Source organism: Paraburkholderia acidiphila (assembly GCF_009789655.1).
Taxonomy (GTDB): domain Bacteria; phylum Pseudomonadota; class Gammaproteobacteria; order Burkholderiales; family Burkholderiaceae; genus Paraburkholderia; species Paraburkholderia acidiphila.
In genome coordinates, this window is sequence record NZ_CP046910.1 from 1062713 (window position 1) to 1079882 (window position 17170).

Below are 17170 nucleotides of genomic sequence, written 5' to 3' on the forward strand. Positions count from 1 at the left end.
GCTAACGCCGAAGCGGTAGTCTGCCCATGCCGGAGCGCGGCTTAAGCGGCGATCCGGTCTTGCGCTCGTTGCCGCGCTACAGGCGACGGATCATGCGCGGCCGCGTTAGAAGCGATGGCGGATACCCACGGTCGCCACGGCTTGCGAGTTCGAATCCGACGCGGAAACGCCCATGATGTCCGCATGGATCTTCCCTTCGCCATCCACCACGCGCTGGTACGCGGCTTCGGCGTACAGGTCGGTGCGCTTCGAGAGCGCGTAGTCGCCTTGCAGCGTGAACTGATGGAACTTCGGATTCACGCCTTCCAGGCTCGCGTCCGTGTACGTATAGGCGCCCGACACCGTGAACGCAGGCGTAAACGCGTAGCGGCCATTGATTTCGTAGTTGGCGAAGCGCGCGCTGTCGCCAGCGAACGAAGTCGTCGTACCCGCGTTCGCGGAGTTGATGGCCGTGAGATTGCTCAGTTGCGTTTGCGTGAACACGAAGCCCACGTTGGCCGCGCCGAACGCGTAGTTCAGGCCCGCGCCGTAGGTGCGCTGACGCGAAGCGGTGAAGGTGGCGTCGTCGCTGACCGCGCCGCTGCTGTTGATGGTCGAACCCGCGTTGTTGAGCTGCAGATAGCCCGCGCCTGCCGTGAGGCCGCCGAACGCGTACGTAGCGCCGAGGCTGTATGCGCGGTTACTCGCGAAGCCGCCTGCGTCGTTCGAGAAACCGTACAGCGCGTTGAACTTGAGGCCGCCGTAGTTCACGCTCTGGTACTTGAGCGAATTGCTCACGCGGAACGAGTTGTTGAGGTTGTCGTTGTCGTACGGGTGCGCAGCGAGCGTGCCGCCGTACTGCGTGCCGTTCAGCGACAGCGTGCCCAGGTTGTCGACGACGCTGTCGTACTGACGACCGAGCGTGACCGTGCCGGCCTGTTCGCTCGAAAGACCAACGAACGCCTGGCGGCCAAACATGCGGCTATTTTGCTTCGCCGCGCCAGTCGAAATGCTGAAGCCGTTCTCAAGCACGAAGATCGTCTTGAGGCCGCCGCCCAGGTCTTCGCTGCCGCGCAGGCCCCAACGGCTGCCGTTGAGCGCGCCGCTCGACTGTTGCACGTTCGAGCTGCCCTGCTGATTGCTCGTGTACAGAATGCCAGCGTCGATCAAACCGTAAAGCGTAACCGAGCTTTGTGCGTGTGCCGTACTCGCGAAAGAGGCTGCAGCGACTGCGAGAGCGGATAGGGTGTTCTTTTTCATCGTGACTCCATTGCTTTGTATTTCGCTCGAAAGCGAGCGAGCGCGGAGCATAACGCGATATAGGCCATTAATTTCAGAAATTGTGGCATGCATGCCACGATTACTGACTAACATTGTCTTACCTGTTCCGGTTTATTACTCCCGCACACCGAGAGACCGAAATATGCGGTAGAAACAAGACGTTATGAGAATTCATGCGATGAATAAAATGCGCTATTTTTCGTGTCTCGATAGTAATTTTCAGGAATATTTGGCGATTGGCTTCATTGAATTATTACAGTGAATGAATAACGCGAAGAAATACATGTTATTCGACGGTTCGAATTGACCGCACCGTTCCTTATCATGAGATCGCCGTGGACACGGCAAGCCCGAGGTACGCTGACGCGCGCGGCAATCGATGCTCGAATCGCCGCGCGATCCACCACGAGGCATGCAGCATGATGGTCTGGCCTCTGCCGACCATCATGACCGCCAGCGCACTTAGAACTTGTGGCGCATGCCGATCATCACGATCGCTTGCGAGCTCTTGCCGGAGTCGATCTCGGTCGAACCGATCACAGCCTGCGCGGTGCCCTCGCCATTGTCGCCGCTCGCGTGCCCGTAACCGCCCACTGCGTAGAAGTCGGTGCGCTTGCTGATGACATAGTCGGCGCCCAGCGCAAACTGGTTGTACTTCGCCGACGAATCGCCGCTCGACTTCATATACGTATAGCCAATTTCGGTCGTCAGCACGGGGGAGATCTGCCACAGTGCGTATACGGAACCGGTGTTGTACTTTTGCGCCGTCGTGAAGGACGAGCTCGCATCCGGCACGTACTGCGCGAAGCTGTAGTAGCCGCCGAGCGTGACGGCACCGATGGCGTAGTTGCCGCCCAGGCGCGCAATATTGATGGAACGGGCCGACGAATAGGCGTCGTTGACCGACGTGGTGAAGAGCGAGTCGGATGTCGTCGTGCCGCGGGTCGACAGCACGGCATTGCCGTTGTCGATATGCATGAAGCCGGCCGCGAGGCCGAGCGGACCCTGACCGTACGAAAGCGCGCCGCTCCAGGTCTGACCCGAGCCCTGCGAGCCGGCAACGCCACCGAACGTGTACATCCATTCCGTCTTCAGGCCGGCCCATGAGGGGCTTGCCCATTTGATCGCGCTGTTAAAGCGTGCTGTATTGTCCGCGTTGTCGATGTCGCCCGGCGTCGAGAACATTCCGCCAAGGAAGTTATCGCCCTGAATGGGCTGCACGAGGTCGGTGAGCGGGTCGTACTGGCGCCCGGCTGTCAGCGTGCCGAACTGGCCGTCCTGCAGCCCGACGAACGCCTGACGTCCGAACAGGCGGCTTCCTTGCCCCGACTTGCCGGTCTCCACGTTGAAACCGCTTTCGAGCGTGAAGACCGTCGCCAGACCGCCGCCGAGATCTTCGCTGCCCTTCAAGCCCCAGCGGGAACCCGAGAGATTGCCGCTCGTCATCGAGATTTGCGAGCTTTGACCGCCCGAATTGTGGGTGTATTGAATCCCCGCGTCGATGAGACCGTACAAGGTCACGGAGTTCTGCGCGAACACCTGGGTCGAGAATCCAGAAACACTAAGGATAGCTACAGAAATGGCGGACTTCTTCATCGAAATATTTTCCTTGTTGTCCAAGAGGCGGCGGCGACGGATAACCCGAAGCTGCGCTTTTCTGGCATGAGTCGATCATGCCGACGACAGGCTAATTTCCGATTATTAATCTATTAAGTAGACGTTCTTATCAATTATTCGATTATCGGCATTTTCGTTTACAGAATTTTTCTTACCAATAAACTTAATGGAAATTTCTTTCGTCGAATTATTCTTACCGGATGTAATGAACAGCCATAAAGGTCGATAAAATAAAGTCCGCAATAAGACAATATAGACACATGCCTCTAGTTTCAATGCCTTTTCCCTTCGGGCAGAATCGCTGACACAAATCTGACTCATTGCGCCATTACGATCTGGCGCGCCTTACGCCTCGGTTGATGCACCGGAAAAGGGCATTAGCGGCAGCCTGCAGGCGTGCGCCAATTTGCTTGCTGTTTTTCACCACACGTTAATTTCGGCAAAGGATGGGAAATGCTATGAATCGGATGAGTTCAAGCCGTTTTGGTTTGCTGTCGGCGGCAGGCGCCGCTGTACTGGCCTCCATGGGCGTTGGCAGCGCGAATGCAGCGCCGTCCGACGCGCTGGTTGCCGCCGCGAAGCAGGAAGGTCAGTTGACGGTCATTGCACTCCCGCACGACTGGTGCGGCTATGGTCCGATGATCGAAGCCTTCAAGGCGAAGTACGGGATCAAGGTCAATGAGCTGAATCCGGATGCAGGCTCGGGCGATGAGATCGAGGCGATCAAGGCGAACAAGGGCAACAAGGGTCCGCAGGCGCCGGACGTGATCGACGTGGGGCTGTCGTTCGGCCCGTCGGCAAAGGCGGATGGCCTGCTGCAGCCGTACAGGGTGTCGACCTGGAAGTCGATTCCGAACGACTCGAAGGACGCCGATGGCTACTGGTACGGCGACTACTACGGTGTCCTTTCGTTCGAAGTCAACGCGGACATGATCGACAAGGCTCCGGCCGACTGGAGCGATCTGCAGAAGCCGGAGTACAAGAATGCGGTGGCGCTGGCCGGGGACCCGCGCGCGTCGAACCAGGCAATCCAGGCCGTCTACGCGGCCGGCCTGTCGTCGGCCAAGGGGGACGCGAGCAAGGCCGAGGCGGCGGGTCTCCAGTTCTTCGCCAACCTGAACAAGAACAGCAACTTCGTGCCGGTGATCGGCAAGGCCGCCTCCGTTGCGCAGGGCACGACGCCGATCCTCGTGCGCTGGGACTACAACGCGCTGGCCGACCGCGACACGCTCAAGGGCAATCCGAAGGTCGAGGTCGTCGTGCCGAAGACGGGTGTGGTGGCGGGCGTATACGTGCAGGCCATCAGCGCCTACGCGCCTCACCCGAACGCCGCGAAGCTGTGGATGGAGTATCTCTATTCGGACGAAGGGCAGCTCGGCTGGCTCGCCGGTTATTGCCACCCGATCCGCTACAACGAGCTTGCCGCGCAGAAGAAGGTGCCCGCCGCGCTGCTGGCGAAGCTGCCGCCCGCCACAGCCTACAAATCGGCCGTGTTCCCGACGCTGCAGCAGCAGGACGCGACCAAAGCGGCCGTGACGAAGCAGTGGGATAGCGTCGTAGGCGCGAACGTCAAGTAAGCACGCATGCGGATGGCGATGCGCGAGGCGGTGATCCGCGCTCGCGCGCCAGCCGCCACTTTCGCACGCATTCCATCGCTCACGCCTCGTTCCGGAAAGCCCTATGAGCACTGTATCCAACGTGGAGCCCAACGGGCCTGATCTCGCCGTGCCGCCGGAACACGCTCCGCATGCGAAGCGCCCCTCCGGCGCGGCGCGCTACCTGTCGTTGCTAGGCGTCGCGCCATTCTTCATTTTCACGCTGCTGTTCCTGATCGCGCCGACCGTGTACCTGATGGCCGGCGCGTTCCAGAATACGCAGGGCCGGTTCACGCTCGACAACTTCCGGCAGCTCTTCGAGCCGGAGGTGCTCAGTGCGTACTGGATCAGCATAAAGGTAAGCACGGCGTCGGCGGCGGGTGGGGCGATCATCGGCCTGCTGCTCGCGTGGGCCGCGGTGCTCGGCCGGCTGCCGGGCTGGATCCGGCCGACGCTCTTGACCTTCTCCGGCGTCGCGTCGAATTTCGCGGGCGTGCCGCTCGCGTTCGCGTTCATCTGCACGCTCGGGCGCGTGGGCCTCGTCACGATGCTGCTGCACCGCTACGCGCACGTGAACCTCTACGCCACAGGCTTCAGCATCCTCAGTTTCTGGGGGCTGACGATTACCTACCTTTACTTCGAAATTCCATTAATGGTCCTGATCATCACGCCCGCGCTCGACGGCCTGAAGCGCGAGTGGCGCGAGGCATGCGACTGCCTGGGCGGCACCGCGTGGCACTACTGGCGCCTCATTGCGCTGCCAGTGCTGTGGCCGAGCGTGCTCGGCGGCGCGCTGCTGCTGTTCGCCAACGCGTTCGGCGCGGTCGCCACCGCATATGCGTTGACCGGCAGTTCGCTGAACATCGTGACGATCCTCCTCTATGCGCAGGTGCGCGGCGACGTGCTGCACAACCAGAATCTCGGCTATGCGCTCGCGCTCGGTATGGTCGTGATCACGGGGCTCTCGAACGGCGGCTATCTCTGGCTGCGTGCGCGCGCCGAAAGGGGACGTCGATGAACAAGTCATCCCGGCTAGGCGCATGGATCGCGATTGTCGTCGGCACGCTGTATTTCCTGATCCCGCTCTTCGCGACCTTCGAGTTCAGCCTGCGCATGCGGCGCGGCACGTACAGCTTCGACGCCTACAAGGTCGTGCTGGGCGACCCGAGCTTCCAGGCGTCGTTCGGCTATTCCGTGCTGATGGCGTTCGTGACGATCGTGATCGGCGTGCTGCTCGTCGTGCCGACCGCCTACTGGGTGCAACTGCGGCTGCCGAAGCTGCGCCCCGTGGTCGAGTTCATCACGCTGCTGCCGGTCGTGATCCCGGCGATCGTGATCGTGTTCGGCTATCTGCGCCTCTACAACAGCAGTTCGTGGCTGCCGATGACCGGCAACGAGCGCGCGACCGACCTGTTGCTCGCATTCGGCTACGTGACGCTGGCGCTGCCCTACATGTATCGCTCGGTCGATGCCGGCCTGCGCGCGGTCGACGTGCGCACGCTCACCGAAGCGGCGGAAGTGCTCGGCGCCGGCTGGCCCACGATCCTCTTCAAGGTGATCTTCCCGAACATCCGCTCGGGCATTCTCTCGGGCGCGTTCCTGACCTTCGCCGTCGTGATCGGCGAGTTCACGATGGCGAGCCTGCTCGACCGCCCGGCGTTCGGCCCTTATCTGCAGCTGATCGGCGCGAACCGCGCCTATGAACCGTCCGCGCTCGCGATCATCGCGTTCGTCGTCACATGGGCGTCGATGGGCCTGATTCAGGTCTTTGGCTCCGTGCGCGCGGCGGCGGCTCACCAATCCTGATGCACCAGGACATCATTCATGGCATTCCTCGAAATAGAGAATCTGCACAAATCGTTCGGCATGCATACGGCGCTGCATCAATTCGACATGCAGATCGAGCGCGGCGAGTTCATCACATTTCTCGGGCCCTCGGGTTGCGGCAAGACCACGGTGCTGCGCATGATCGCAGGCTTCGAGGATCCGACTCGCGGCGCCATCCGCATCGCGGGAAAGGACGTCACGCGGCTGCGCACGCGAGCGCGCAAAATCGGCATGGTGTTCCAGTCGTACGCGCTGTTTCCGAACATGACCGTTGCCGGGAACATCGGCTTCAGCCTGAAAGTCGCGGGCCGCGCGCAAAGCGAAATCGACAAGCGCGTGGAAGAGATGCTGGCGCTCATCAAGCTCCCGCTTTTCGGCGAGCGCTACCCGTGGCAGCTCTCCGGTGGCCAGCAGCAGCGTGTCGCGCTCGCGCGCGCCATTGCCGGCAAACCGGAGGTCTTGCTGCTCGACGAGCCGCTATCCGCGCTCGACGCGAAAATCCGCATTTCGCTGCGCCAGGATATCCGTGCGCTGCAGCGCGAGCTTGGCATCACATCGATTTTCGTCACGCACGACCAGGAGGAAGCGCTGTCGATCTCCGATCGCATTGTCGTGATGAACGAGGGGCGCGTGGAGCAGGTGGGCACGCCTGCCGAGATCTACAACTTCCCGCGCACGCGCTTCGTGGCGTCGTTCGTCGGCACGCTGAACCTGTTGCCGGGAACGATCGTCGATCCGGCAACGGGGCGCATCGCGGTCGACGGCCAGGTGCTCACCACCTCGCAGCCCCTGCCCGCCGACGACGCCGGCCGCGCGCGCCTGCTCGCGGTGCGGCCGGAGGCGATCCGTCTGGAAGCGCCAGCGGCCGGCCGTAATTCGCTCGCGGCGACCGTCGAGGACATCGACTTTCTCGGTGCGGTGGTGCGTATCCGCGCGCGCGTGAAGGAAGCCGTTGTTTCGCTGGACGTTTTCAACGACCCGAACCACGCATTGCCGCAACGCGGTCAGCGCGTCGCGCTCGGCTTTTCACATGAGAATCTGCTCGTGCTGGAAGAGGGCGCGTGAGCACGCCAACCACTACGAACGAGGAGGTCGCGCCGCCGTTGCCGCCGCCCGGTCCGTGAGCTTGCCGACCAGCGCATTCGCCACGAGCTCCTCGCCGATGATGACGTCGGATGCTCCTGCGCTTTCGAATAGCCCTTTTCTCAAGGGGTTTTCGCTGGGCACGACAATCGCAAGCGAAGCATTGAGCGTGTGCGCCAGCAGCGTGATCGCCAGATTGTTGTTGCTGTCGGGCGTTGTCACGATCAGCGCTTTGGCGCTTTCGAGCCGCGCGCGCTTGAGCACGTCGTCGAATACGTCTGGCGGCCCCAGGACCACCATCAGTCCACGATCCGCCGCCCGGTGAGCCTGCTCGTGATCGCCCACGACGACGAGCACCGTCTGACCCGCTTCGCGCAGGCGGTTTGCGACCAGTTCGCCAAGCGAATGAAATCCCACCACCACAACGTGATTCGCCAAACGTTCGAGCTTGCGTTCCATATGCCTGTTCTCCCGATAAGCCATCACATCGTCGCTCGATAGCATGCCGGTGAGCCGGGAAACCGCGAATCCGCCGATCACCATCGTCGCGGACATGGCCAGCAGCATGAAGGTCTTCTGACTCTGATTGAACTCCGTGAAGTCACCGAGTGTCGTGACGAGATTGAAGCCGTCCCAAAGGGCCGTAAAAACCTTGTCGGAGACGGGTGCGCTGGACTGGTCGAGCAGGGCCAGTCCAGTGGCGGCGCCAGCGAGCAACAGAACGAGAAGCGCGACGGTCAGGCGCACCTGGCGGCGCCATTCCCGAATACGGAGGCCTCCGAGGCGGGGCTCATGAACACGGAAGATCCACATCGTTCCCTCCGGACCAGGCGGAGATCGACTGGCGGTCGTGCATTGCACAAGACCGCCCCCCTGTGACACCTGACGCATCAATCGGCCGTTCAGCGCCAGGTTCGGCTGCCCACGGACGGCCGCAGGCGGCCGAGTGCCGCGCGACGCGGCCGGCCTGTCGGCGATTCCCCAACAATCGTTCAGCCACGTGATGGCCGCGCCCAAACTCGCCTCTTCGCGCTGCACGGTGGGCCGGGCTTTGCGCGGATTGTGCCCCGATGGCATGACATCTGCATAGTGTGCCTCAAGCGGCGGGTGGCTGGCCGCTTGACGCTTCCTGCAACCGTCCTCTCCGAGGAGACCCATCATGACTACGTTGACCATCCACGATCTTCAGAAGTCGGCAGAACTCGATCACGAGGCAATGGCCAGGGTTCAAGGCGGGCGGAATAAAGTCATCGGCTCGCACCCCGGCTCGCTCCTTACGTCCGCCGACGGCGACCCTGTCGCCGTGTATGTCGACGGTGTGCTGGAAAACTCCGTCAACGACGGCTACTACCACGGCTGAGCGACCAGCGACCGATGAAACCGGGGAGGCTGACGTGGACCCAACGTGGCTGTGTACCGCTGCCGGCGCGCTCGTGCTTGTTGTCGCCCTGGCTGGCGTGACGGCGCACTACCTTCGTGAGCATCGCCGGGCCGATCTTCTGCGCAATTTCGATCACCATGCATGGTGGCAACGCAATCACGGTGCAGCCCGCATGTCAGGCGGATCGCATGCGCAACGCAGGGCAGTACGAACAAGCACGTGGCGGACGCTAAACGAAGGATGAGCTACCCACATCTGGCCTCCATCGACTGACGGAGGCGATCGGGGGCGCAGGATAAACAGAGCGAGAGCATATTGCGCCTGCGCATGATTTCGACCCGGTCCTGCTCGAAGCGAAGGTGCCCGCTTCGAGCAGGACCTCGTTCGATAGAGGAGGAAATAAGCGAAGTGAAGCGGCTTTTTTGTGCAGACAAGAAAGCTTGATGCACCCCACATGACAATTTTCGAGGTAGCCCATCATGAAATCGCTTGGTCAAACATTCGTTATCCTTATCATTGCGTCGGCTCCGGTTGCTTCTTTCGCGCAATCGAACACCGCCGTGACGCCTGAGCAGGTCCGCGCGGAACTCGTGCAACTGGAGCAGGCCGGCTATCGCCCAGGTGACGGCGACAACACAAACTATCCTGCCGATATCCAGGCCGCCGAAGCGCGCGTGGCCGCGCAGAATGGCGGGACCAGTTACGGCGGGGCGGTTGGCGGGGCGTCGGCGTCCGGTGCGCCCACGGCCGCGGCTGGTGACGGCTTGAAGCCAATCTACTTCGGTCAGTAATTCATGGCGTTGGCGAAGCCCTTCCTCCGAGCGGAGGGGCTTTGTCCGGGTTCGCCACCTCCGGCGAAATGAGGGCCGGACTTGCGGGCCCATTGCAGGAAACCGGAAAAATTGCGACGATTCTGGATTGCCCGGGCACGCGAATTGCGCAGAACTCTTGAAAACGCTTAACCCTCGCTCATCGACTGACATGGGGTCTTTGACGTCATCGCTCCGCTATCTGGGAGTCTTCGCAATCTGCGCCCTGTTTGCGGCCTGCGGACAGATCGCGACCAAACAGTCTGCATGTACTGCGGACGCCTGCCACGCGCGGCACGAGGTGGTGCAGTCCGGCGAGGCATCCTGGTATGCGGAGAAATTCCAGGGGCGTCAGACCGCCAACGGCGAACGCTTCGATCCCGGCGCATTGACGGCTGCGCATCGCACATTGCCACTCGGCAGCTATGTGCGCGTCAGGTCGATGGCAACCGGAAAGTCGGTTGTCGTGCGCATCAACGATCGCGGACCGTACGTCAAAGGCCGCATCATCGATCTCTCTTATGCTGCGGCGAAGACCCTGGGTTTGACGGATGCACGGTCGATGCGAGTGCGGATCGAACGCGTGGAGAACGCGCAGAGCGCGCAGTCAGAGTCGGACGGCGGCGGAGTGCTGACGACCGGAAGGTGACATGAGGCGTGGTTCGCATCACGCCACGCGCCGGTCGCCACAGCTTCATCCAGCGGTTTGAGCGGTGTTCGCGCTACGCTGCCTGAAATGGCCAGGCTTGAGCGCCATGACCGCCACGAGACTGAGCGCAATGCCGATCATCACATAGAGCACCGGCGCCAGCGGCGAGCCCGTGAGCGCGATGAGCCACGTCACGAAGGTCTGTGCAAAGCCGCCAAAGATCAGGACAACGACGTTATTGACCACGGCGAGCGACGTTGCACGCGTGCGCTTGGGGAACATCTCGGCAAGCGTGGTGCAATAGACGCCGAGGAAGGTTGCGCTGAGCACGCCGATCACGATCTGCGTGACGAGGAGCCGCGGCACGGACGGCGCCGCCACGACCCACGCATAGAGCGGATAGATCGCCACCAGGTAGGCGCCAAGCGACCCGACCAGCAACGTTTTGCGGTCGTAGCGGTCGGAGAGCGCCCCAGCGATCGGCGTGACGATCAGCATGACGATGGCCGCGATCATTTGCACCATGAAGCTTTCCGAAACGGGCAGCTTGAGAACCTGCTTCGCGTAGGTGACGGTGTAGCCGAATGTGACGTAGAACGTCACGGTGCTCGCCACTACCATACCCATGCCGATCAGATAGTCGGACAGCCCGCGCTTGACGGCGGCCACCTCTGTCGACCGGGCACGCGGCATTGCATGGATGCGCGCATAGGTCTCGCTTGCGTGGCGGCGCAGGTAGACGGTCAGCGGCGCAATCAGCAGGCCCACCGCGAACGGGATGCGCCAGGCGCCCGCGAGCTGCTGCTCGGGCGTGAACACCTGCGTGACCACCATGCCGAGCGCGGCGCCCAGCATCGTCGACATGAGTTGTCCGCTCATCTGCCACGAGCCGAAAAAGCCGGTGCGATTCGGCGGCGCCAGTTCGATCAGGAACGCCGTGGACGTACCGAATTCACCGCCGATCGAAAATCCTTGCAGGAGCCGGGCCGCGAGCATCAGGAACGGTGCCGCGAGACCGGCCGTCGCGTAGGTCGGCGCGAAGGTCATGATCGCGGCGGCCAGCGCCATGATGCCCATGCCGAGCGTCATGCCCGCCTTGCGGCCAAATTTATCGGCATAGAGGCCGAGCAGCACACCGCCCACGGGCCGCATGAAAAAGCCCGCGCCGAACAGGGCCGTGGTCAGCAGGATCGCGTTCAGATCCGCGCCCGCTGCGCCATGCGAGACCGGAAAAAACAGCTTGCTGATGATGGGCGTCATCGCTGCGAAGATGGTGAAGTCGAACCACTCCATCGCATTGGCCAGCACGGCGGCCACGATGACGGGCTTGATGCCTGGTTGAGTGTCCATCGGTTATCCCCGGGTATTGGTTGAAGGACGGTCCAGCAGGGTTCGGTCAGGCGGCGGTTGCCGGCTCGGGAAACACGGGTTCGCCGAGATTGAGCATCAGCCGGTTCGCCCACGCGAAAATAGCGATCGAGTGGATCAGGTCGAGCATTTCGGCGTCGGTGAGACCGGCCTCGCGCAATGCCTGCAACTGGTCCTGGCCGATCCCGTTCGGCGACTCGGTCAGCGCAGCGGAGAAACGCGCGATCGCCTCTTCGCGCCTTGTCGTCCCGGCGCTGTGAGGATCGGCGAACACCTGGCGGATCACATCGTTGCGCCTGGCGAGCTGCTCGAAACGCTGGGCATGCACGGATGCGCAATACACACAGCCGTTGAGCCGCGAAACCACAATGGTCGACAGTTCACGCTCAGCGCGAGGCAAGCCGCCGGGGGCGTACATGATCGCGTTGAACGCGGCGGAGCGCTGCCGCAGGATTTCGGGTTGATGGACGAGGAATCGGTAGTAGTCCGAGACTTTTGCCTTGGGATGGCTTTCTTCGAGAACCGCGATCTGGTCCGCCGTGGCATGATCGAGATCGACCACGTCGAGCCACGCGTCCCATTCCAGCGATTCGTTCGTGAAGCCGTGCGAACGGATGATGTCGGTCATGATGCGCGCTCCAACTGCTTGAGGGCTTGCAGACCCGCGACGAGGCGCGTCTGGTACGACAAAAAGGCGATCAGCTGCGCGAGCGCGACTATGGCGGGCGTCGTCAAACCGGCGGCGGGCAGCGTCTGCAGCGCGGCCTTGTCGCCAGCGACCGGATTTTCGATCAGCGTGCGCGTGAATGCGAGGATCGCGCGCAGGCGCGGGGCAGAGAGGTCCTCCGGTGCACCTGTTTCCACGGCGGCGAGCGTCACCGCATCGACTTCGTGCGCGGCCAGTTCCGCGCGATAGTGGGCAACGAGCGCCGGGGAGGGCGCGAGCCGGCTCGCATAGAGCGCGACGAGCAAGCGTTCGACGAGCGTGAGGCCGCCGAGTGCGGGATCGAACAGCGCGACGTAGCTGCCTTGGGTCGCTTCCACGACCTTGGCGCGCTGGTGCCGCAGTGCATGCGTGGTCGAGCCGGGCGTCAGGTCGGCGACGCGATCGATGATGTCGCCGTCAGTGTCGTATGTCATGGTCAACTCCGGAAAACTGCAGATTCACACGCTCATTTCGCTTCGCGCTCGGCGAGCGCCGGCGGCGGTGGTGCAGGCGCCCATTCGTCGCCCTCGACTTCCGGCTCGGCGAACGCCGCCATGTTGGCGTAATGCAGTTCGGCATCCTCACGATAGAACGTCGCGACGAGCCCCTGTGCGAGCCGCTTCGCGCCTTCGCTGACGGCCGGGATGTCGCCCGACAGCGCGCCGTGCGAAAGCGTCGCCGGCGCGCAAAAGCAGTGAATGCGCTCGAGTCCGGGGCACGCGCCGGGCGTCTTTTCCTGAAACTCGAAAGCCGGTCCGAGGTCGGGCGAGTCGGCAAGCTCGATGTCATCGTCGCCCGCGGGCGGCGCGTAGCGGTCTTTCCACGCACGCACGTGGCGTGCGAACGGCGCGAATTCGGGGCGGCTCGCCAGATCGATACGAAAGCCGGTTGCGAACACGATGAAGTCCAGCACGAAGACACCCTTCGGCGTGCTTACGTAGAGTTCGTCGTCCAGCTGCTCGATACCGGTGACTGGCGCGCCGAGGTTGAAGCGGGCGTTGGCGTGGCGCGAGACGCGCAGCGTACTGCCGCGCGGCGGCGGCACCTGTTGCACGTTGATGTAGTGGCGAATGCGCCATTTCCAGTCATCGGAAAGCGCGACATGGCCGTGGGTGAGGCCCGGATTACCCGCGCCCTTACCCTTGTTGATGCGCGGAATGTCCGCGCGGCGAATCAGCAGATCGACCGAGGCCGCCCCCGCTTCGAGCGCCGTTGCCGCGCTGTCCATGGCCGACGCCCCCGCGCCGACGACGCCGACACGCTTGCCGCGCAGCGTGCCGTAGTCCAGCACATCGGACGAGTGCGCGTAGAAGCGGCGTGGCAGATCGCGCGCGAATGCAGGCGTGGATGGGCCACCCAGGCCGTCGCGGCCCGTCGCGAGAACGACGTGGCGCGCAAACACAGTCTCGCTGCCGGCGGGGCTCGTGACAGACAGCGCGACGCCGCCGTCCGCGCGCGGGGTGATCGCGGTGACCCGGTGTTCGTTGCGCACGTCGATATCGAGGACATCGCGATACCAGCGCAGATACTCCATCCATTGCAGGCGTGGGATCTTGTCGAGCGCCTCCCAAGCCTCTATACCGAACTGCGCTTCGAACCACGCGCGAAACGTGAGCGAGGGCAGGCCGAGCGCGGGGCCGGTGAGCTGCTTAGGAGAACGGAGTGTTTCCATGCGCGCCGTGGTAGCCCATGGGCCTTCGAACCCACGCGGCGACTGATCGTAGATGACGGCGTCGATGCCGAGATGGTCAAGCGCGGCGGCGAGCGCAAGCCCCGCCATCCCGCCGCCGACAATCGCCACATTGACCACGGAGCGGCCGTCGTGGGTGCGTTCGGGTATCCAGCGCTTCGCGGGCAACTCGAGCCACGCGAGATCCTCGCGCAGCCGGGTTTCGAGCGCGGCGAGACCTGCGGACGATGAGGGGGTCGGATTCATTACGGCAAGGCTTCCTTGTTGACAGGCAGGTCGCCATACAGCGACTGCAGGACTTGGGCGTGCTCGGCGCTCGCGCGCAGCGTGAAATCGGGCAGCACGGCGCGCGCTGCGTCGGCGAGCGCGTCGATGAGCGTCGCGGCGACGGGGGATAGCGCGATGGCGTCGCGCGAGATCACGCCAAAGAAATACGGAATGTCGGCGTCGATCGTGCGGATCGCGACCCCGGCAAGCGGCATGCCGTAGGCCGTGACCGGTTCGAGTACCGAAATGCCGAGACCGGCGCGAACGGCGGTCAGCGCGTTCATCGACGAATTCGTTTCGATCAGTCGCGCTGGCGTGACGTCCGCCTGCGCGAACGCATGGTCGAGGCGGCGGCGCAGACGATAGGGGTTCTGCATGGTGACAATGCGCCGGCCCTCGCAGGCCGAAAGCGGCAACCGGTCATGGCGCGCGAGAGGATCGTCGTCGCGCAGCGCCGCCACGCACGCGGATTGGCCGATCCAATGCAGAACCACGCCGCGGTGTTCGAGCGGCAGGCTCGCCACGCCAATGTCGGCGGCGCCGGTCAGGACATCGTGCACGACCTGCTCGGGGGGCAGGCTGCGCAGCTGGATTGTCTGCGCGGCGCCGGCGAGTTCGGTGTTCGCGAGCGCGGCAGGCACGAGGCCGGCGGCCAGCGCGGACGTGGCGGCGATGCGCAGCGGCCGGGTTTCGCCGCGGCCAATCTCGCCGGCACGCTTCTGGATCTGATGGACGCCCGTTAGCACGTGCTCGACGTCCTCATAGAGCAGGATGCCTTGCTCGGTGGGCGTGACGCGCGGGCCGTTGCGCGTGAAGAGCGCATAACCGATCTCGGTTTCGAGCTCCTGGATCAGCCGCGTGATCGCTGGCTGCGAGCGCCCCAGCAGGCGGCCGGCGGCGGTGACGCTACCGGTCGTGATCACCGCGGCGAAGGCTTCGAGCTGGCGTAGTTCCATCGTCCAGTTGGCGTCGAGGTGCGCAAGAATTCAGAATTCACATTCTGACTGGCAAAGAATGTGTTTTTCAAATAATGGATTTTTATATCGTTATTCCGGGGGAGCGAAAGAGGGGTTTGCCCCAGGACGGCTTATCTCAACCGCGCAGAGGTCGCAATGCTTCCTGGGAATATCGGCCGCGCAGTGTGGTGGCGGCCGTTCGAGCGTTGTTCGGCGTGAACACCGGCGCGGCGGCGTTCGTGACATCGGGCTGCTATCGGGCAGGTCGCGTTCTATGCCGGAATGAACATGCCCACGGCTGCCACGGCCATCAGCACAGTCGCAGTCCATCCGCCAAATCTAAGGATTCCTGATATTGCGTATTTTCCCATCAGGCGTTGACTGGTGCCCATCAACATGACGACGATCATGACGGGTACAGCAGCAAGACCGTTGGCGACAGCGCTCCAGTAAAGCGCTTTCACGGGGTCGAGGTGGCAGAAGGTCATCGCGACGCCGCCCAGAATGGCCACGACGATTACGGAATAGAACTCGCGCGCCAGCGTGAGATGTAGAGACAGGCTATTGCGCCAGCGGAACGCGCCGGCCGCGCCGTAGGCCGCCGAACCGGCAAGCACGGGCAGGGCGAGTAGCCCCGTTCCCACGATGCCCGCGGCGAACACCAACGCAGCGAAACGACCGGCAATGGGCGCGAGCGCCTTCGCCGCATCGGCGGACGTCTGGATGCTGATATTGTGAACGTGCAGCGTGGCGGCTGCGGTCAACATGATGAAGAATCCCACGCCGTTCGAGACGCCCATGCCGACCCACGTGTCGACGGTGATCCTGTCGAACTGGCGGTGTGCACGCGACGATGAGGCTCTGCGCAAGGGATGTTCGCCGGGCTTTGCGCGCAGTTCTTCGACTTCTTGTGACGCCTGCCAGAAGAACAGGTACGGGCTGATCGTAGTGCCAAGGACGGCAACGACAGTGGTGAGGTAGTCGCCCGACAGCTGTACACGCGGGCGGACCACCGAAAGACCGACCTGGGCCCAGTCGACCGGCACGACGAACGCCACCGCAACGTATGCGAAGAGCACGATGGTCAGCCACTTCAGAAAGCGGGCGTAGCGTTCATAGGGAAGGCAGATCTGGAGGATGGCGGAGGATGCCCCAAGCGCAACAACATACAGTTGCTCGGGCCCGCGCACCAGCAACCCGATGGCGGCGCCCATGGCCGCGAGATCCGCTGCAATGTTGATCGTGTTGGCGACCGTGAGAAGGAGCACGAGAACGATCACGATCCAGCGGGGGCCAAAAGCCCGCATGTTGGAGGCAAGCCCTTTGCCCGTCACTCGCCCGATTCGTGCGCTGATCGTCTGGATGGCGACCATCAGCGGATAGGTCAACAGGAGCGTCCAGAGCAGCGCGAAACCGAATTTCGCGCCGGCTTGGGAATAGGTGCCAATTCCGCTGGGATCGTCGTCCGCGCCGCCCGTTACGAGCCCGGGCCCGAGCCGCGACAGCCATAAGCGCTCCGTCCGATCGGTCACGGCGATTTCGGGTTCGAGCTTTTCGTTATCGGCCACGGCGGTCATCCTGCAGCGCACGGGATGCGGTGTCGCGACGGATTCGCAAGTCTTGTGCCGGACGCTTGAGATTTTCGCGCGGACGTGGACATCGCCGGACGTGGGTTCGCTTGTGCTCTTTATTATTTTACATAATGCAAATTATCAACATTTTTGTGTGTAGTGGCTAAGTTCAAATGAGGACTCTGTTGTCAAGCCTTGCCGATCCGCAGGTATAAGAATCAGATTACATGGCGGCACCTCTGTCATTAAGGACGTAAAGGCGGCGTGCCCACGTGGCCATTCGAGTCTGGTCCAAGGTCGGGGTGTGATGCGCGTTCCAACCAGTGCCGGAACGAACTTCTATCCGTGCAAGGACATTGATGTCCTGCACCTCATGCAGCATGCGCGCAAG

16 protein-coding genes are annotated in these 17170 nt (G+C 62.9%); 7 read left to right on the top strand and 9 right to left on the bottom strand.

Going from position 1 to position 17170, the window contains the following annotated elements; all coding sequences use genetic code 11:
- Positions 1 to 105: 105 nt before the first annotated feature.
- Positions 106 to 1239: a porin gene (locus FAZ97_RS19330; RefSeq protein ID WP_158760040.1), complete on the bottom strand. Its 1134-nt coding sequence runs from the start codon at positions 1237 to 1239 to the stop codon at positions 106 to 108.
- 483 nt (positions 1240 to 1722) lie between these two features.
- The gene (locus FAZ97_RS19335) at positions 1723 to 2856 is read right to left on the bottom strand and encodes a porin (RefSeq protein ID WP_158760041.1); all 1134 of its coding nucleotides are present in this window, start codon (positions 2854 to 2856) and stop codon (positions 1723 to 1725) included.
- A gap of 488 nt (positions 2857 to 3344) precedes the next feature.
- Here FAZ97_RS19335 and FAZ97_RS19340 point away from each other — a divergent pair, with 488 nt between their 5' ends.
- The 4 genes from FAZ97_RS19340 (at position 3345) to FAZ97_RS19355 (ending at position 7364) form a co-directional block, all read left to right on the top strand.
- Positions 3345 to 4454, top strand: coding sequence for an ABC transporter substrate-binding protein (locus tag FAZ97_RS19340; RefSeq protein ID WP_158760042.1), 1110 nt, complete (start codon positions 3345 to 3347; stop codon positions 4452 to 4454).
- A gap of 103 nt (positions 4455 to 4557) precedes the next feature.
- On the top strand, positions 4558 to 5490 hold the full coding sequence (locus FAZ97_RS19345; RefSeq protein ID WP_158760043.1) for an ABC transporter permease: 933 nt from the start codon (positions 4558 to 4560) through the stop codon (positions 5488 to 5490).
- On the top strand, positions 5487 to 6278 hold the full coding sequence (locus FAZ97_RS19350; protein WP_158760044.1) for an ABC transporter permease: 792 nt from the start codon (positions 5487 to 5489) through the stop codon (positions 6276 to 6278). Before FAZ97_RS19345 ends, FAZ97_RS19350 begins: the two co-directional genes overlap by 4 nt.
- Positions 6279 to 6296: 18 nt before the next feature.
- A complete protein-coding gene (locus FAZ97_RS19355) occupies positions 6297 to 7364 on the top strand; it encodes an ABC transporter ATP-binding protein (protein WP_158760045.1) in 1068 nt (355 codons plus the stop codon).
- A gap of 12 nt (positions 7365 to 7376) precedes the next feature.
- On the opposite strand, the gene FAZ97_RS19360 is transcribed toward FAZ97_RS19355, so the two are convergent.
- Positions 7377 to 8195 carry a potassium channel family protein gene (locus tag FAZ97_RS19360; RefSeq protein ID WP_199272156.1) on the bottom strand — a complete coding sequence of 273 codons (819 nt, stop codon included), beginning with the start codon at positions 8193 to 8195 and terminating at the stop codon, positions 7377 to 7379.
- A gap of 346 nt (positions 8196 to 8541) precedes the next feature.
- Here FAZ97_RS19360 and FAZ97_RS19365 point away from each other — a divergent pair, with 346 nt between their 5' ends.
- The 3 genes from FAZ97_RS19365 to FAZ97_RS19375 all read left to right on the top strand — a co-directional run bounded on the left by FAZ97_RS19365 (position 8542) and on the right by FAZ97_RS19375 (position 10221).
- Positions 8542 to 8742, top strand: coding sequence for a hypothetical protein (locus FAZ97_RS19365; protein ID WP_158760046.1), 201 nt, complete (start codon positions 8542 to 8544; stop codon positions 8740 to 8742).
- 500 nt (positions 8743 to 9242) lie between these two features.
- Positions 9243 to 9554 carry a DUF4148 domain-containing protein gene (locus FAZ97_RS19370; protein ID WP_158760047.1) on the top strand — a complete coding sequence of 104 codons (312 nt, stop codon included), beginning with the start codon at positions 9243 to 9245 and terminating at the stop codon, positions 9552 to 9554.
- Positions 9555 to 9711: 157 nt separating this feature from the next.
- Positions 9712 to 10221, top strand: a complete 510-nt coding sequence (locus FAZ97_RS19375; RefSeq protein WP_233271795.1) for a septal ring lytic transglycosylase RlpA family protein — start codon at positions 9712 to 9714, stop codon at positions 10219 to 10221.
- Positions 10222 to 10266: 45 nt separating this feature from the next.
- Here FAZ97_RS19375 and FAZ97_RS19380 read toward each other — a convergent pair whose 3' ends face one another.
- The 6 genes from FAZ97_RS19380 to FAZ97_RS19405 all read right to left on the bottom strand — a co-directional run bounded on the left by FAZ97_RS19380 (position 10267) and on the right by FAZ97_RS19405 (position 16776).
- Positions 10267 to 11571 carry an MFS transporter gene (locus FAZ97_RS19380; protein ID WP_158760048.1) on the bottom strand — a complete coding sequence of 435 codons (1305 nt, stop codon included), beginning with the start codon at positions 11569 to 11571 and terminating at the stop codon, positions 10267 to 10269.
- Between the two features lie 46 nt (positions 11572 to 11617).
- A complete protein-coding gene (locus tag FAZ97_RS19385) occupies positions 11618 to 12217 on the bottom strand; it encodes a peroxidase-related enzyme (protein ID WP_158760049.1) in 600 nt (199 codons plus the stop codon).
- Positions 12214 to 12729 (bottom strand): CMD domain-containing protein, encoded by a 516-nt coding sequence (locus tag FAZ97_RS19390; RefSeq protein ID WP_158760050.1) that lies wholly within the window; start codon positions 12727 to 12729, stop codon positions 12214 to 12216. Before FAZ97_RS19390 ends, FAZ97_RS19385 begins: the two co-directional genes overlap by 4 nt.
- A gap of 32 nt (positions 12730 to 12761) precedes the next feature.
- On the bottom strand, positions 12762 to 14231 hold the full coding sequence (locus FAZ97_RS19395; protein ID WP_158760051.1) for a flavin-containing monooxygenase: 1470 nt from the start codon (positions 14229 to 14231) through the stop codon (positions 12762 to 12764).
- On the bottom strand, positions 14231 to 15208 hold the full coding sequence (locus tag FAZ97_RS19400; protein ID WP_158760052.1) for a LysR family transcriptional regulator: 978 nt from the start codon (positions 15206 to 15208) through the stop codon (positions 14231 to 14233). The genes FAZ97_RS19395 and FAZ97_RS19400 overlap by 1 nt, the downstream gene beginning before the upstream one ends.
- Before the next feature lie 272 nt (positions 15209 to 15480).
- Positions 15481 to 16776, bottom strand: a complete 1296-nt coding sequence (locus tag FAZ97_RS19405; RefSeq protein ID WP_233271796.1) for an NRAMP family divalent metal transporter — start codon at positions 16774 to 16776, stop codon at positions 15481 to 15483.
- Between the last annotated feature and the right edge of the window lie 394 nt (positions 16777 to 17170).

Coding starts and splice junctions, on each gene's coding strand:
- FAZ97_RS19330 (WP_158760040.1), bottom strand. CDS start 1,239: ATGAAAAAGAACACCCTATCCGCTCTCGCAGTCGCTGCAGCCTCTTTC.
- FAZ97_RS19335 (WP_158760041.1), bottom strand. CDS start 2,856: ATGAAGAAGTCCGCCATTTCTGTAGCTATCCTTAGTGTTTCTGGATTC.
- FAZ97_RS19340 (WP_158760042.1), top strand. CDS start 3,345: ATGAGTTCAAGCCGTTTTGGTTTGCTGTCGGCGGCAGGCGCCGCTGTA.
- FAZ97_RS19345 (WP_158760043.1), top strand. CDS start 4,558: ATGAGCACTGTATCCAACGTGGAGCCCAACGGGCCTGATCTCGCCGTG.
- FAZ97_RS19350 (WP_158760044.1), top strand. CDS start 5,487: ATGAACAAGTCATCCCGGCTAGGCGCATGGATCGCGATTGTCGTCGGC.
- FAZ97_RS19355 (WP_158760045.1), top strand. CDS start 6,297: ATGGCATTCCTCGAAATAGAGAATCTGCACAAATCGTTCGGCATGCAT.
- FAZ97_RS19360 (WP_199272156.1), bottom strand. CDS start 8,195: ATGTGGATCTTCCGTGTTCATGAGCCCCGCCTCGGAGGCCTCCGTATT.
- FAZ97_RS19365 (WP_158760046.1), top strand. CDS start 8,542: ATGACTACGTTGACCATCCACGATCTTCAGAAGTCGGCAGAACTCGAT.
- FAZ97_RS19370 (WP_158760047.1), top strand. CDS start 9,243: ATGAAATCGCTTGGTCAAACATTCGTTATCCTTATCATTGCGTCGGCT.
- FAZ97_RS19380 (WP_158760048.1), bottom strand. CDS start 11,571: ATGGACACTCAACCAGGCATCAAGCCCGTCATCGTGGCCGCCGTGCTG.
- FAZ97_RS19385 (WP_158760049.1), bottom strand. CDS start 12,217: ATGACCGACATCATCCGTTCGCACGGCTTCACGAACGAATCGCTGGAA.
- FAZ97_RS19390 (WP_158760050.1), bottom strand. CDS start 12,729: ATGACATACGACACTGACGGCGACATCATCGATCGCGTCGCCGACCTG.
- FAZ97_RS19395 (WP_158760051.1), bottom strand. CDS start 14,231: ATGAATCCGACCCCCTCATCGTCCGCAGGTCTCGCCGCGCTCGAAACC.
- FAZ97_RS19400 (WP_158760052.1), bottom strand. CDS start 15,208: ATGGAACTACGCCAGCTCGAAGCCTTCGCCGCGGTGATCACGACCGGT.